At 70.7% G+C, this 15,019-nt stretch carries 11 protein-coding genes and 1 pseudogene; 4 read left to right on the plus strand and 8 right to left on the minus strand.

The window, feature by feature from the left end; translation table 11 throughout:
* Window positions 1-2,088: alpha/beta fold hydrolase (locus ACZ4FV_RS34160; RefSeq protein WP_465324113.1), on the plus strand; the 2,088-nt coding region annotated here is incomplete at its 5' end.
* A 146-nt stretch (window positions 2,089-2,234) separates the two neighbouring features.
* On the opposite strand, the gene dpgD is transcribed toward ACZ4FV_RS34160, so the two are convergent.
* The 7 genes and pseudogenes from dpgD to ACZ4FV_RS34195 form a co-directional block, all read right to left on the minus strand.
* Window positions 2,235-3,041: an enoyl-CoA-hydratase DpgD gene (gene dpgD, locus ACZ4FV_RS34165; RefSeq protein ID WP_395873284.1), complete on the minus strand. Its 807-nt coding sequence runs from the start codon at window positions 3,039-3,041 to the stop codon at window positions 2,235-2,237.
* Window positions 3,038-4,306 carry a (3,5-dihydroxyphenyl)acetyl-CoA 1,2-dioxygenase DpgC gene (gene dpgC, locus ACZ4FV_RS34170; RefSeq protein ID WP_402242432.1) on the minus strand — a complete coding sequence of 423 codons (1,269 nt, stop codon included), beginning with the start codon at window positions 4,304-4,306 and terminating at the stop codon, window positions 3,038-3,040. Before dpgC ends, dpgD begins: the two co-directional genes overlap by 4 nt.
* 77 nt (window positions 4,307-4,383) lie before the next feature.
* The gene (dpgB, locus tag ACZ4FV_RS34175; RefSeq protein ID WP_402242413.1) at window positions 4,384-5,049 is read right to left on the minus strand and encodes an enoyl-CoA-hydratase DpgB; all 666 of its coding nucleotides are present in this window, start codon (window positions 5,047-5,049) and stop codon (window positions 4,384-4,386) included.
* Between the two features lie 11 nt (window positions 5,050-5,060).
* Entirely contained in the window at window positions 5,061-6,284 is a 1,224-nt protein-coding gene (dpgA, locus tag ACZ4FV_RS34180) for a 3,5-dihydroxyphenylacetyl-CoA synthase DpgA (RefSeq protein WP_402242416.1), read from the minus strand.
* A 137-nt stretch (window positions 6,285-6,421) separates the two neighbouring features.
* Window positions 6,422-7,861, minus strand: a complete 1,440-nt coding sequence (locus ACZ4FV_RS34185; protein WP_402242417.1) for an aminotransferase-like domain-containing protein — start codon at window positions 7,859-7,861, stop codon at window positions 6,422-6,424.
* A 781-nt stretch (window positions 7,862-8,642) separates the two neighbouring features.
* Window positions 8,643-9,848 (minus strand): transcriptional regulator, encoded by a 1,206-nt coding sequence (locus ACZ4FV_RS34190; RefSeq protein ID WP_395873279.1) that lies wholly within the window; start codon window positions 9,846-9,848, stop codon window positions 8,643-8,645.
* Window positions 9,849-10,520: 672 nt separating this feature from the next.
* Window positions 10,521-10,758, minus strand: a pseudogene (locus tag ACZ4FV_RS34195) (transposase); the annotation flags it as partial.
* Between the two features lie 309 nt (window positions 10,759-11,067).
* On the opposite strand from ACZ4FV_RS34195, the gene ACZ4FV_RS34200 reads away from it, so the two are divergent.
* Window positions 11,068-11,295, plus strand: coding sequence for an MbtH family protein (locus ACZ4FV_RS34200; protein WP_395873278.1), 228 nt, complete (start codon window positions 11,068-11,070; stop codon window positions 11,293-11,295).
* Window positions 11,296-11,489: 194 nt separating this feature from the next.
* Here the strand turns inward: ACZ4FV_RS34200 and ACZ4FV_RS34205 are convergent, their stop codons facing one another.
* Entirely contained in the window at window positions 11,490-12,743 is a 1,254-nt protein-coding gene (locus tag ACZ4FV_RS34205) for a beta-ketoacyl-[acyl-carrier-protein] synthase family protein (RefSeq protein ID WP_395873276.1), read from the minus strand.
* 525 nt (window positions 12,744-13,268) lie between these two features.
* Here ACZ4FV_RS34205 and ACZ4FV_RS34210 point away from each other — a divergent pair.
* Both ACZ4FV_RS34210 and ACZ4FV_RS34215 read left to right on the plus strand, forming a co-directional pair.
* The gene (locus ACZ4FV_RS34210) at window positions 13,269-14,390 is read left to right on the plus strand and encodes a cytochrome P450 (RefSeq protein WP_465324118.1); all 1,122 of its coding nucleotides are present in this window, start codon (window positions 13,269-13,271) and stop codon (window positions 14,388-14,390) included.
* Between the two features lie 368 nt (window positions 14,391-14,758).
* Window positions 14,759-15,016: a phosphopantetheine-binding protein gene (locus tag ACZ4FV_RS34215; RefSeq protein ID WP_395873274.1), complete on the plus strand. Its 258-nt coding sequence runs from the start codon at window positions 14,759-14,761 to the stop codon at window positions 15,014-15,016.
* Window positions 15,017-15,019: the final 3 nt, after the last annotated feature.

Below are 15,019 nucleotides of genomic sequence, written 5' to 3' on the forward strand. Positions count from 1 at the left end.
GGTCGGCCCAAGGGTGTTGCGGTGTCGCATCGTGGGTTGTCGGGTCTGGTGGCGTCGCAGGTGGAGCGGTTTGCTCTGGGTGCGGGGGATCGGGTGTTGCAGTTCGCGTCGATCGGGTTCGATGCGGCGTCGGCGGAGATGTGGGTGGCGTTGTGTGGTGGGGCGACGCTCGTGCTGGCTCCCGCCGACGAACTCCTGCCCGGGGCAGGCCTGGCCGAGGTGATCGCCCGGGACGGCGTCACGCACGTCACGTTGCCGCCGGCGGTCGTGAGCGTGATGGACGAACGGGACCTGGCCGGTGTGCGGACCCTCGTTTGTGCCGGTGAGGCGTTGGGTGTGGATCTGGTGGCGCGGTGGGCTGCGGGTCGGCGGTTGATCAACGCGTACGGGCCGACGGAGACGACGGTGTGCGCGACGATGTCGGCGCCGTTGGCGGCGGGTGGTGAGCCGGTGGTGGGCACGCCGATCGTGAACACCCGGGCGTATGTGCTGGACGGTCGGCTTGCGCCGGTTCCGCCCGGCGTGGTGGGCGAGTTGTATGTGGCGGGTGCGGGTCTGGCCCGGGGCTATCTGGGCCGGTCGGGGTTGACGGCCGAGCGGTTCGTGGCCTGCCCGTTCGGGGGCGGTGGCGAGCGCATGTATCGCACCGGCGACCGGGCCCGCTGGACCGCCGACGGCCGACTGGTATTCGTCGGGCGGGTCGACGACCAGGTCAAGATCCGGGGCTTCCGGATCGAGCCCGGTGAGATACAGAGCGCCATCGAAGCACACCCCGACGTCGCCCGCGCCGCGGTGATCGCCCACGAGGACGCGCCCGGCGAGCTTCGGCTCGTTGCCTACGTCGTCCCGAGCGACCCACGCACCATGGATGTCGGGGACGACGACGGCGAGTACGAGAGTGGACTCGCCGAGCGCCTGCGCGAGTTCGCGGCTCGGCGACTGCCCGCGTACATGGTCCCGTCGGCCGTGGCGGTCCTCGAGGCGCTCCCGCTGACCGCGAACGGCAAGCTCGACCGCAAGGCCCTGCCCGATCCGGGGCGCGGCGGCGGAGGGGCTTCCGGTACGGGCTCCGGCCGAACTCCGGTCACGTCGTTGGAGGTGCTGGCGTGCGAGGTGTTCGCCGCGACCCTGGGCGTGGACTCGGTGGGAGCGGACGACAACTTCTTCGAGCTGGGCGGACACTCCCTGCTCGCGGTCACCCTGGTCGCCGAACTGGCCGCGCGCGGCGTGTCGGTGCCGGTCCGGACGGTGTTCGCGGCGCCGACCCCGGCCGAGTTGGTGCGGCGGATGAATCTGGGCGCGGTCCGGGACGCGCTGGGCGTGCTGTTGCCGATCAAGGCCCAGGGGGAAGGGCTGCCCTTCTTCGCGCTGCCTCCCGGCGCCGGCTTGAGTTGGTGCTATACGCCGTTGGCCCGGCACATCGACGCGGACGTCCCGCTGTACGGACTCCAGGCCCCGGGCCTGGACGGTGTCCGCGAGATGTCCCGGTCGGTCGGCGAAATGGCGGACGTCTACCTGGAGCAGATCCGCGGCATCCAGCCCAAGGGCCCCTACCACCTGCTGGGATGGTCCTTCGGCGGCATGCTCGGACACGAGATCGCGGTCCGGCTGCGAGCCGCGGGCGAAGAGGTCGCCGCACTCGTGATCATGGACACCTATCCGGCGACCGCCTTGACCGACCCGAAGGCGCGCGACGAAGAGGTCGAGAGCCCCGGGAGCGGCTCCGCGGACGAGGCCGACGACGATCGCGCCGAACCGACCGAGCGCATGCGGGCCGTGCGACGGGAGGCGGGCTTCGAAGGCGCCGTCTCGGACGACGAGTTGATGATGCTGGCCCGGATCCGGCGCAACAACGCCAACATCGGCGCCGACCACGAGTACGGCCGATTCGACGGGAACGTGGTGCTGGTGGTCGCCGAGCAGGACAAGCCTGTCGGGTTCGTCGGCGCGGACAGCTGGCGACCGCACGTGAGCGGTGAGATCTCCGAGGTGCGGTTGCCCTGTGCCCACGCGGAGTTGGTGCTCCCGGAGATGCTCGACCGGATCTGGTCGGCCGTGGCGGAACGGCCGGGCGCGGACCCGCGGTGAACGAGGTAGGGCGGGCCCGGAAGCGGGCCCGCCCTACGGCGCGGAGGCGCGAGCGCCGGAGATCGACGAAGCGTGGCCCCGAGCCCATCATCAGGACTCGGGGCCACGCTGCGGTGAGGTCTCGTCGGTTCCGGGGGCCCGGTGGCTCAGCGCCCCTGCCACCGAGGTTCGCGCTGTTCGGCGAACGCGCGCGGACCCTCGACGGCGTCCTCGCTGTGCCTTCGCCGCTGCTCCCATGCGAACGGGGTCGAGAAGGCCTGCTCCAGCGGCATGTCCACGGACCGCATGACCGCCTCCTTGATCGCCCGCACGGCCAAGGGCGCGCTGCGCAGGAGGTCGTCGGTCCACTCGTCGACGCACGCGTCCAGGTCGTCGAGCGGGACGACCTGGTTGACCAGTCCCAGGCGGAGCGCCGACTGCGCGCTCATACGGCGGCCGGTGAGCAGATGGCCCATGGCCATCTTCAGCGGTAGCTGGCGGGCGAGCCGAAACGCGCCGCCCGCGCCGGGGACCAGGCCCAACCGAGCCTCCGGCAACGCGAACACCGCGTGGTCGGCCGCGACGATCAGGTCGCAGGCCAGCGCGAGTTCGAAGCCGCCGCCCAGGGCATAGCCGTTCACCCGGGCGATCACCGGCTTGGACAGCTCGAACCGCTCGGTCAGCCGGGGCCAACCGGGTTGGCCGCGACTGCCGAACGTGGACCGGGGAACGCCCGCGCGGTCGAGCCGGGCACGCTCGCGCAGATCCTGGCCGACCGTGAACGAGCGCTCGCCCGCTCCGGTCAGCACCGCGACCCGCACCTGGTCGTCGGCCTCGACGTCGTCCCAGATCGTGGCCAGTTCCTCGTGCGTGCGCAGGTCCATCGCGTTGAGCACGGCGGGTCGATCCAGGGTGATCCGGGCGACGTGATCCTTCTTCTCGTACCGCACCCGGGGCTGCTCGGCGGCGCTCATCGTGACGGCACCCCCTGCCGGGCGGAGAACCGGTCGACCTTGTCGAGCACGTCCGCGCTGTACATCCGCAGCGCCTGCTGGAGTGCGAACTCGGCCATGTAGTGCCGGAACCGGTCCGGCGACTCCTCGGCGAGATTGAGCATCCGCCGATTGGCCCCCACCGCGGGCTGCTTCAGTCGATCCAGGCAGTCCTCGACGGCCCGGTCCAGTCGTTCCGGATCGTGCACCTCGTCGACCAGGAGTCGGGCCTCGGGTCCCTGCGCCGGGATTCGCCGGCCTTCGAGGATGATCTGCCGGGCCAGGCGCGGACCGACGTGCCTGGTCAGGCGGAAGTTGGCGGCACCCGGGATGATGCCCTCGCGCGCGGCCGGCAGGCTGAGGTAGGCGTCGGACGCGGCCAGGACGTGATCGAAGACGAGCAGGAGCTGCATGCCGCCGCCGATCGCGAACGTGTCGACCGCCGCGACCCAGGGTTTGTCGATCGTGGGGCTGTGCCAGGCGGCGTCGTCCTCGACCCGGATGCCGCGCAACAGCTTGTGGATGTAGCCGAGTTCGCGGCGAAGCAGGAAGTCGACCAGGGAGATGTCGCCGGCGTTGAGCGCCTTGAGGTTGATGCCGGCGCTGAACACCCGACGGCCGCGGTAGCGGGGGTGGGTCATCACGCCGCCGCGCACCAGGCCGACGCGCACCGCCGGATCGAGCAGGGCCAGGTCGACTGCGGTCTCCATGTCGTCGACCTGACGGTTGTCCTCCGCGTTCAGGCAGTCGTCCCGACACAGGGTGAGCCGGGCGGTGCCGGCGACGCGCTCCAGCCGTACCGAACCCAGTTCGATCAGGCCGGTCGCGGTGAACTCGGGCAGCAGCGCGAGCGCCCGCGGTGTGGGCCGCAACAGTACGTCGAGCAGGTGCCGACCGGATTGCTCCGCGCCGAGGATGCCGGCGAAGAAGATGCCCTGGTCGATCTCGTGGCCCTCCTTGTGGGCCTGCGGACGACCGCGTTCGAGGACGAACTGTTCCGGGCCGGGCACCAGTCCGGGAAAGGCGCTCGCGGCCGCCCGGGACAGCTCGGCGAGTCGCAGTGCTCGGGTCCGGCACGCGGTGAGCTCGTCGTAGACGGCGTCGGTATGCCGCGCCAGGAAGGCGCGGCGCAACGCGCGGGTACCGTCCTTGGCCGCGGTCGCGGCGATGTGCTGGGCGATCGACCGGTGTTCGGGCGCGGGCAGGACGGCCAGCAGGTCGTCGGTGTGCGCGGCGGCCCGGGCCAGCGTCGAGCGGGCCGGCTCCAGTTCGGCGCGGACGAGGGCGAGGTCCTCGTGCCACTCGGGCCGGGCCCGTTCGCGGATCACGACACGGCTCCGCTGCCGGTCCGGCGCAGGTCCCGGTCGCACGCGGCCAGATGCACGCCCAGGGCCTCCTCGAAGCCGGTGGTGCTCGCGTCGAACAACAACTGCCGCCGGATGGCCAGTTCGGGGCCGGACAGTTCACCGAGTGGTTCGGCCGCCGCCAGGGCCGCGGACACGTCGTCGGTCACCTCGTCGAGGAGTTGCAGGGCGAGCGCGTCACGGGCCGGCAGGGGAGTGCCGAAGAGCACCGCCCGGCGGATCGCCACCGCCGTGCTGCCGGCCCGGTGGGCGAGGCGGTAGACGGCCATGCCCGGCCAGGTGGCGCCGCCTTCCACCGGCACGACCAGGCGCACCGACTCGGTGGCGATGCGGTGGTCGGTGGCCAGGAGCGCGTCCAGGGCCAGGCCGCCGCAGTCGCCGTCGGCGACGGCCACGGTGGCCGCGGGCAGTCGCTCCAGGCGCCGCAGGGCGCGTTCCCACTTGCTCACCACGGCCACGGTCAGCCCGGCGGGTCTGGGGCCGTCCGGGGCGCCGGACACGTACACCACCACCCTGCCCCGGCCACCCCGATCCTCGGCCGTGTCGCAGACCGCGCCGACCGCCGCGATCGCCTCGACGGTCAGCGGTCGGGCGCCGTCCACCCGCAGTTCCAGGTCGTCGTTCACGCGTTCCCCCATCACCACTGGACCAGTGCCGTCTCGATGGTCGAGCCGGGCCCCATGGTCATCAGCACGCCGTGGTCGCCGGCCCGGACCACACCCTCGCGGAGCAGTCGTTCGTAGGAGAACAGGAACGAACCGCTCGACACGTTGCCGTAGTCGCGCAGCACTCCGGTGGTGTGCCGCACGTCGTGCCGGGTCAGGCCGAGGTTGACCCGGACCGCGTCGATCACCTTCTTGCCGCCGGAGTGCACCAGCCAGTGCGCGATGTCGCTGCGGCGCAATCCGGCGCCGGACAAAAGTCGATCGACCACCGACTCCGCGTGCGCGCCGACCACGTAGGGCACGTCCGGGTCGAGGTAGAAGCTGAACTTGCCCTGCTCGTCGTCCCAGTCGTAGCGCATCGCGTCGATCGCGTCGGTGATCAGGCAACTGGCGAAGGACAGTACGCGCGGGCTGCCGGCGGGAGGCGAGTCGACGTCGACGCCGAGTCCGGCGTAGCCGCTCGGCGCGTCGGGCGGGCCGGCCGCGTCGGGGGTGTCGGCGGCCAGTGCGACGGCCGCCGCGCCGTCGCCGAAGAGGCTGTTGACGACGGAGGTGCGCATCGTGGCGTCGAGGACGTAGGCGGCCGAGCAGGCTTCCGCGCACACCATGACGGCGATCCGCCCGGGGTGGGCCACGGTCCAGCCGACCGTCGCGTTCAGCGCGTTGAGGCCGGCGTTGCAGCCCATGCCGACCACGTCGACGCGGCTGCAGCGCGGATCCATGCGCAATTCCCGGATGAGCAGCGCGCTCAGACCGGGGGTGAGCAGGCCGGTGGTGGTGACGCAGCACAGGTAGCCGACGTCCGCGAGTTCGATGCCGGCGTCCTTGAGACAGGCGTGGATCGCCCGGGCGGCCATCTCGATGGCCAAGCGCTTGTGCTTGGCCAGGAGTTCGCCCTGGGTCTCGATGGTCGCCGCTCCGGTGGCGTCCCGTGCGGGCACGGACAGGAAGCGTCGTTCGATCGCGCTGTTGAGGAAGACGGAGCGCACCTTCGGATCGGAGATCCGGAACAGGTCGAGGAGTTCGCGCTGCGAGTAGGAGTGTTCGGTGACGGCCGTGCCGACGCCGAGGATCCGGGGCACGCCGGGGATGTCCTTGCGCTCGGGCGCGAACGTGGACGTGGGCGAGGCGGGCGCGAGGGTCGAGGTGAGCGCGGCGACCGAGGCGACGTTCGAGGGGTTCAGCGCGAGGGTCATTGGAAGGTCCATCCCCACATGCGGGGCTTGCTTCGAGTGCGACGTACCGCTGTGGACACTTCGATCGTCCTTTCGGTGGGAGTGGATCGGTCGGAGGGTGGATCGGTCCGAGGTGGATCGAGGGGCGGGTGGAACGGTCAGTGTGCGTGGGCGTCGGGTGCGGATCGGCTCTCGGCCCGAATGAACCGGGCCAGCCGGGCGATGCCTTCGGTGATCTCGGCCTCGGTGAGATAGCTGACGGACAGTCGGAGTCGGTGCTCGCCGCCACCCTGCGGATGGAAGTAGGACATCGGCGTCCAGATGACGCCGAAGTCCCGCGCCGAGCGGTCCAGCGCGGCGTTGTCCGCGCGGAACGGGACGTCGACGGCGAGGAAGAAGCCGCCGTCGGGCCGGTTCCAGTGCACGGTCGGGGCACCGGGACCCCCGGGATTGCCGGGATCGCGGGAGCCGTCGTGGGGACCGAGTCCGCCGCCCGGGAAGCACGCGTCGAGGCGTTCGAGGGTGGCGCGCATGGCGCGCCCGTAGTAGGCGGAGGTGTCGACGTTCAGGGCCGAGGTCCGACCTTCGGCCGCGAGCAGCATGCCCGCCACCGCCGCCTGGCCCAGCGGCGACGTGTTCACCGTCACCATGCTCTTGATCCTGGTGAGTTCGTCCGCCAACAGTCCGGTGCCACCCGCCTCGTCGGCGACGACCTGGTCCGCGACGACGAAGCCCACTCGGGCACCCGGGAAGAGGGTCTTGGCGAACGAGCCCAGGTGGACCACCCGACGGTTGCGGTCGAGTGACTTGAGGGTGGGCAACTGCGCCCCGGGGCTGACCATTCGGTAGGGGCTGTCCTCGAGGATGAGGAAGTCCTCGCGCTCGGCCAGGTCGAGCAGCGCGTGCCGCTCGGCCGTCGACACGGTGTTGCCGGAGGGATTCGAGTGGTCGGGGACGAGATAGAACGCCCGACACCGGCGTCCGCGCGAGCGCTCCGCGCGAATCGCCGCGGCCAGATCGGCGCAGCGGAAGCCGTCCGGTCGCTCGTCGACGGCGGTCAACGCGACGTCCAACAACCGGGCGGCACCGGTGATCCCGACGTAGCAGGGGCTGGAGACCAGCAGCACGTCCCCGGGGCCGGAGATCAGCGCCCGCACGGCGAGGAACATCGCCTCCTGGCAGCCGGCGGTGACCACGACGGACTCCGGCGGTACGTCGATGTGTTCGTCCCGCCGCAACGAGTCGGCGATCAGGTCGCGGATCAGCCCGGCGGTGGGGCCGTACTGGAACATCGTGTCCCGCACGCGGGCGGGCGAGTATCCGCTGTCGGCGAGGTGATCGAGGTAACGCCGGATGTTCGTGAAGATCTGCTCGGTGTCGAAATAGCCGTCGTACGGGCGGCCCGGCGCGAACGAGATCGCCTCGGGATGGCGATGGGTGATCTCGTTGAGGAAGTTCATCGTGTCCAGCACCGGATCGCAGACGCTGCCGTGGAGCTGCTTCCTCGACAGGTGGGCGACGACCGGGTCGGGCGGCGAGGGCTCGGTGGTGCCGTTGCCGAAGTCGGTGACGAGGCCGTCGCCGATGCCGTCGTTCATCCGAGGACCGGTCGCGGGCCGGGGTCGGCGACGGTTCCCGAGCCGGTGACGCGTTCGGGCGGTCCGGGCGACGCGAGGCCGGTGCTCGTTGACACGGTCATGGAGGTACCTCCCGCAAAGGGCAGTCGGGTACGAACGACGGTCACGCCGGGGGCGTCACGGGACGCGGGCGTGCACGGGAAATCCGTTGCGCCTTCGCGGTTGTCGCGTCGCGTCGGCGGGTGCCGCGGGACGGTCGCCGGCAGTGCCGATCGAGGTGGCCGACCGGGCCGTCGGGCCGATCCACCGATCGCACGGCCGTCCCTCCCGCCCTCCGGCGGTGAGGCCGGTGAGGCCGGTGGGATCGGTGACGCGTACCCCGCACCGTTCCCGGAGTATGGCACCACGCGAGCCGATCACGGGCATGTACACCGATGACGGATACGGCCGCCCTCGGAGGGCCGAGGGCGACGGCGGACCGCGACGTCGGGCTCGGGTCGTACGCCGTTCGCGCGGCGTGCCCAGACGACACGGCATGCAGCCGACCCGGCCCCGGTCGTGGCCGACGGCAGTGGCCGTCGTCGACGGCGACAGCGATGAATACGCCGTCGGTTCCCGCACGGGAACCGACGTGAGGGGTCACCCGAGCGGGCGAAGCCGCCGTCGGGTGGCCCCTCATGGGACTACCGATCGATCGGAGCCCGGTCTGCCCGCCGAAACCCTTCCGGCGAGCATGATCGGGCTCTGATGCCCATCATTGCTCCTGGCCAGGAAATCCCCGATACCCTTGGCCGGCAGTAGCTCACATGCCGACGGCCCCGCTGCTCACGGAGCGGACACGCTCGTCCAGTTCCTGCGCGAATCCCAGCCACGTCTCCGCGTACTGGCGCGCGAGATGCACCACCAGGGCCCCGCAATGCGGTGGTACCGCCGCGGTCAATTCGGCCCACTCCTCCATGCCGATCGCATTCTGCCGCAGTATCCGCAGCAGGTGCCGTCCCTCCTCCTTGTGCCGCAAGGACGGGTCCCTGAGTAATTTCTCGACCACCGAGCCCGGATCCGGTTGGAGCGTGCGCACCTTGCGTTCGACCCGTGAACCGGCGGAACGGCCGACCTCGGTGTCGTCGTGGGTGTCGACCTCGACCGGCAGTACGCCCACGGGTCCCTCGCCGGATTCCAGGCGCTTGCGGACATCACTCGCGGTGGCGGGCGAGATGCCCGCGAGCCGGGCGATCTCCCGAAGGGATGCCTTGGGATGCGCCGCGATCACCTCGGCGGCCCGTTGCCGACCCTCCACGCTGTTGAGCGGGCGGATCCGGCCGTCGCGGCCGATCCGGGCGTTCAACTGCGGCAGCGCGCCGGCTGAACGGCGTCGGATCGCCCCCACGGTCTTCGCGCCCAGGCCCGCGATCCGGGCGATCGCCCGATCGGACATGTGCGGATGCGACGCGATGATCCTGGTGGCGGCGGCCCGGCGATCCGCCTGTGACAGCGGAAGGCCATGCCCTACATTCGCCTTGACCGCGTGCAGAAATGCGTCTTCGTCGGTGCCGTCGAAAAGCTCGACATCGATGACCTCCCGCCCTTTCGACAGGGCCGCCATCAGGCGATGGATCCCGTCGATCACCTGCCCCGTGTTCCGGTTCACGAGGATGGGTGGAAGCGGTTCGTCGATTTCCGCGAGTCGGGAGATGTGTTCCTGGTCCTGACCTTCCGAGCGCGGTGATTCGCCCGGCACGAGCGAGGCGATCGGGACGGTCAGAATCTCCTTGACGCGGTGTTTGTTCAGGGCCTGCTCGACAACGAGATCGGGCGCCCCTTCGTGACGCGCGACCTCAAGTGCTCTGGCGTCCGAATGTTGCATCTCAATCTCCCCCGTTGGATGAATATCCAGGATCCGATTCTCGTGAGATTTGCAATGGATCGAGCCATCGACACCGATCGTGTGCCATGTGTTCCGGCGCCCACACGTGCGGGACCGCCCGCGTCCGTCGCACGTACGAGCCACGCTCCGTACGTTCGACGTCCCGCATTCGACGCGGCGGGAGCCGTCACCTGTGGCGTTTCGCGTCGCGACGCGCGACAGTGATCACGGTTCGATCCGCGATCACCGACCATCGTCCGCGAACCCGGCACCGCCCGGGTTCCGATGGTCGCGAAACCGCTGCTTCCCGAAATGTCCAGGAAGTGACGCCGGACCGACGCCGTCGGTGTTCACCGATCGACGCACCCGTTATCGGTTCGGCCGTATCGAGTTCGTCAGTCGCTTCCGTACGCCTCCCTTGGTCGTCGCATACTCACTCATGGTCACTGTTCGAGAGAGCGCTGTCGAGACTCGACGAGGGATCATCGGCAGGCTTGACCGGAATCCGGCGGGTGCTCCTCGGCGGCGCCGGATCGGGTGAGGTCCCGTTTCCCGGATCATCCGCCGGACCTTGCGAACGGCCGTCCACGCGTGCGGAGTCGGGGCCGTGAGCAGGCTCGGAATCGACGGTTCGACCGGCCCGATTCGGGCCCGGCCGAGGAGGCGGTACGGCGGCCGGCGAGGCGGCGCGGGCCCTGCGCCCGGGTGCGGCGACGGCCGGCGCCCGACCCGCCCGGGCGACCTCCGCCAACCGGGCCGACAGATCGCGGCGATGCCGGTCGCCCGCCCCCGTTTCACGGTTCGCTACTTGCAAATATCGCGCCAAGCGCTCCCATGTGCCATCCGCCGACCAGCGCCGATCACGTTTGTAGACGGTTTGCCATGGGCCGAACCGCGCGGGCAGATCGCGCCAGGGCACCCCGGTCCGGGTGTGGAACAACACCCCGTCGATCACCCGGCGATGCTCGCCCCACCGGCCGCCGCGTCGCCCGCCGGCCGGCAACAGGGGCTCGAGAAGCGCCCATTCGGCATTGGTCAGATCCCCTCGCCCCACCACACCGGACAGCGTGTACCAAGACGCGCCGGGCCACAAGATCCGGGAAACAGAACCGGGATTCGGACGGCGCGTCCCGCGGGAATCGGGACGGGGACAGCCGCGGATCGGCGGGTGCGACGCCAACTCCGCGGCGCAGTTCGGAATTCGTCGAACCGATGCGATGTCGAGTGTTCAACCGGGGCCGTGACGCAGTTGAACGGCACACGGTCGCAGGGCGGCGAAGTCGCCCTATTGATGCGCCGGGACGGGTCGGCCAGAGTGACCCGAAGAGCCATGAGGCATGGCTGATTCCTGGGAAAGGACGGCATGGTGACGAATCCTTTCGACGACACCGAGGCGAGATTCCTGGTGCTGGTCAACGAGGAGGGACAACATTCGCTCTGGCCGGTCTTCGCCGAGGTACCCGCCGGGTGGACGACCGCCTTCGGCGAGGCGGGCCGTCAGGAATGCCTCGACTACATCGAGGAATCGTGGACCGACATGCGCCCGAAGAGCCTGATCGAGGCCATGGAGGCGAGCGCGGCAAGCACCTGAGGCGACCGGCCGGCGCCGCCCACCCGCTCGTGGCCTCTCGTGGCCCCGAGCCGTGGGCGGCGGCGGTGGCCTACCGGTAACACCGGGACGGTGACGCGCTTCATGGACTGCGCGGACTGCGCGGACCCGGTGGACCCGGCGGTGTGGACCCGGTGGACCTGGTGGACTTCGTGGAGCCCGGGGCCTCGGACCGCTCAGACCGCCGTGAACGCGAGTGTCACGTTGTGGCCGCCGAAGGCCGACGAGTTGCTCAGCGCGGCTCGTACGCCCGGGCCGCCACGCAGTTCGCGCGCCTCGGGCGCGATGGTGATCCCGGTCGCGGTGACCTCGTCGTCGGGGTCGTCCAGATTCAGCGTCGGCGGCGCGGTCGACTCGCGCAGGGCACAGATCGCCGCGACCGCCTCGACCGCTCCCGCGCCGCCGATCAGGTGCCCGGTCATCGACTTGGTCGCCGAGACCACCGCGCCGGCCGTGGCCGCGCCCAGGACCTGACGGATCGCCCGGGCCTCGGCGCTGTCCCCGGCCTTGGTCGAGGTGGCGTGCGCGTTGATGTGTACGACCTGCTCCGGGGTGAGACGGGCGTCCGCCAGGGCATGGGTCATCGCCAACGCCAGTCCGGCACCGTCAGGTTCGGGTACCGCGATGTGATGCGCGTCGGCCGAATAGCCCACCCCCGCGGCAATCGCGTGTACCGCCGCGCCTCGGCGCGCCGCGTGCGCGGCCGATTCCAGGACGAGCATCCCGGAACCCTCACCCAGCACCAAACCGTCCCTGGCCTTGTCGAACGGCCGGGACGCGCGCAGCGGTTCGTCCTCGGCAAGGGACAGCGCCTGGAGCGCCGCGAACATCGCCGCCCACATCGGCGTGATCGGCGTCTCGGTGCCACCGGCCACCACGACGTCGGCCCGGCCCGAACGGATCATCTCGATCCCGTAGCCGATCGCCTCCGCGCCGGAGGCGCACGCGCCCGCGGCGGTGTGCGCACCCGCCCGCGCGCCCAGCTCGATGCTCAGCCAGCCCGCCGCGCTGTTCGGCATCACCCTGGGCGCGGTGTACGGCGACATCCGTCGCCAACCCCGCTCGCGCAGGGTGTCGTAGGCGGCGAGGTAGGTGAGGTGTCCGCCCAGCGCGGTACCGATCGAGACGCCGAGCCGCTCCGGTGCCACCTCGGGCGCGCCGGCGTCCCGCCACGCCTCGCGGGCGGCGGTCATCGCCAGGTGCGTGCTGCGATCCATGGTCCGCAGCTCGGTGCGGCTGACCACCGAGGCCGGATCGACGGCGGCGGGCGCGCCGACGCGGATGGGAATGTCGTCCGGCCAGCCGTCCGCCAGCCGGCGCACACCCGACCGCCCGGCCAGCAACGCGGCCCACGTGGACGCCAGTTCACCGCCGACCGGGGTGGTCGCGCCCAGTCCGGTCACGACGACGCGGGTGTCATCCGTGTTCATGGTCACTGGCCCTTCGAGCGGTCCGCAATGCCGCGACGAATTCGCGGATTCACCGGGTCGGCGACGTTTCCGGGAGCACCATGCGCGCCGCCGATATCCCAAAGCCGTCGCATGATCGCGGGAGGGGGAAGTATCGAAATCCGGGCATCGTTCCGATGCTTCGGAACACGAGCCCATTTTCGAATGGTATTCCGTATGTTCGACGCCGACGCGGCTCACGATGACACACGGCCCGAGGCCCGATCAATGCTCGCTCCGGCAGCTCCGTGGACGCGTGTTCAACTGTGCTGTCGCGGCAGTTGAACGCAGGTCGGAAGGGATGTTCGAGTGCTTGTCGTCCCGGTCGCGCACCCCGGCGACCCCCGCGCGGCCGGGGCCGCACATCTGTGCCGAGACGAGCGAAGAAGGCAGGAACCAATGGTGAGCCCACACGGCAGGGATCTCTCGGGGCCACTCCCCGACGTCCTGCGGTCCCCGAAGGAAGCCGTCGAATCGATCCGGACGCCGGCCGGCGATCGCATGTGGATGGTGCGCGATTACACCCTCGCCCGCCAGGTGTTGTCCGACCCGCGATTCAGCAGGTCCGAGGCGACCACCGCGCATGCGCCGCGGTTCGCCGAGGTGCAACCCATTCCGCAGTCGATGATGAGCATGGACGGGTACGACCACGCGCGACTGCGCCGTATCGTCGCCGGGGCCTTCTCCGCACAGCGGATCGCCGCCACCGAGCCGACCGTGGCCCGGTTGGCCGACGAACACCTGGACCGACTGGCCGCCGCCGGGCCACCGGCGGACCTGATCGCGGGTCTTGCGGCGCCGCTGCCGATCGCCGTGCTGTGCGGCCTGCTCGGCGTCCCGCTCGCCGACGCCGAGGTGTTCGGCGATTCGGTGGAGGTGCTGTTCGACATCACCTCGGGACCGGCGGAGATGTCCCGGCGGCGACTCGAACTGGTCAGGTACATGGCCGACTTGCTGGCACGCAAGACCGGCAGTGGGGACGACGACCTGCTCGGCATGCTGATTGCCGCCCGCGACCGCGACGGGATGACCAAGCAGGAAATGCTCGCGATGGCACTCGCGTTGCTGATGGCCGGCTACGAGACCACGATCGGCCAGATCGGCATGTCCGTACTGACCCTGCTCACCCGACCCGACGCCCACCGCGCACTGCTCGACGACCCGGATTCACTGCCGGCGGTGGTCGAGGAACTGCTGCGCCTGGACTCCGCGTCGCCGCTGAGCTTCCCGCGCGTGGCCACGGAAGCGGTACGGCTGGGCGACGTCGACGTCCGCGCCGGAGAGGCCGTGATCGTCTCGCTGATGCACGGCAACCGCGACGAGCAGGTCTTCGCGGAACCGGATCTGCTCCGTGCGGACGGCCGGGGGCCGACCCACCTCGCGTTCGGGCACGGCATCCACCGCTGCCTGGGCGCTCCGCTCGCCAGACTCCAACTCCACGTCGTGTTGGGGCGATTGCTCGCCCGATTCCCGGACCTGAGGCTGGCCGACAGGCCCGACGCGGTGCGTTGGAAGGACGGCCTGGCCACGCGCGGCCTGGCCCGGCTCATGGTCGAGTGGCAACCGGTGGACCGGTCGCCCGACCAGGCGACCCGAGCACCGCTCCCGGCCCAGGCCCGCGCGCGGTGACGCGGCGGCGACCCGATTGATCCGACCCTGCTCCCGTGCGATAGTCGGCACCGACGCGCGGCGCACGGGGAAGGCGCCGCCTATCACGCGTAGTTGGATGACTCCGCGGACTCGACGGAACGCCTTGTCCGTGCCGTCGCGATCTCGCCGCGGGCCGAAGACCGGGTCGTCGACGGAGCCGGCACGGATCACGCCTACGCAACTCGACGCACCCCGGCGCCTCGATCCACGCACTTCGCTCGATTCACCCGATCCGCCCGGTGTTTCGGATCGCATCGCCGGGTGCGGCACCCCGACCCGAGTCCGCCCGCCGATTCGTCGAAGGTGCGCACGGCGGCTTCGCCCGTACGCACGTGAGAGGAGCTGTCATGGAAACCGTGTCCGCACCGGAAGCGCTCGACATGCTGGCCGAGGTCCTCGGCACCCCCGTGCCCGACGCGGACGTCGCGTTCGGGACGCTGAAGATGGATTCGCTCCAGACGGTCGAGTGGCTGACCATGATCGAGGACCGCCTCGGGTTCGTCTACGATCTCAAGGACTTGAACTTCCACGAACTCGCCGAGCAAAGCGTCGGCGACGTACTGGAGTTCCTGCACGGCATCGCCGCCGCCCGCCAGGCGGAGTGACCG

The sequence above is a fragment of the Embleya sp. NPDC025285 genome, from assembly GCF_055558835.1.

What these genes read in the sequence shown, in the direction of transcription:
- dpgD (WP_395873284.1), bottom strand. Translation starts at nt 3,041, where the DNA reads ATGAGCGCCGCCGAGCAGCCCCGGGTGCGGTACGAGAAGAAGGATCAC.
- dpgA (WP_402242416.1), bottom strand. Translation starts at nt 6,284, where the DNA reads ATGACCCTCGCGCTGAACCCCTCGAACGTCGCCTCGGTCGCCGCGCTC.
- ACZ4FV_RS34185 (WP_402242417.1), bottom strand. Translation starts at nt 7,861, where the DNA reads ATGAACGACGGCATCGGCGACGGCCTCGTCACCGACTTCGGCAACGGC.
- ACZ4FV_RS34200 (WP_395873278.1), top strand. Translation starts at nt 11,068, where the DNA reads ATGGTGACGAATCCTTTCGACGACACCGAGGCGAGATTCCTGGTGCTG.
- ACZ4FV_RS34205 (WP_395873276.1), bottom strand. Translation starts at nt 12,743, where the DNA reads ATGAACACGGATGACACCCGCGTCGTCGTGACCGGACTGGGCGCGACC.
- ACZ4FV_RS34210 (WP_465324118.1), top strand. Translation starts at nt 13,269, where the DNA reads ATGGTGCGCGATTACACCCTCGCCCGCCAGGTGTTGTCCGACCCGCGA.
- ACZ4FV_RS34215 (WP_395873274.1), top strand. Translation starts at nt 14,759, where the DNA reads ATGGAAACCGTGTCCGCACCGGAAGCGCTCGACATGCTGGCCGAGGTC.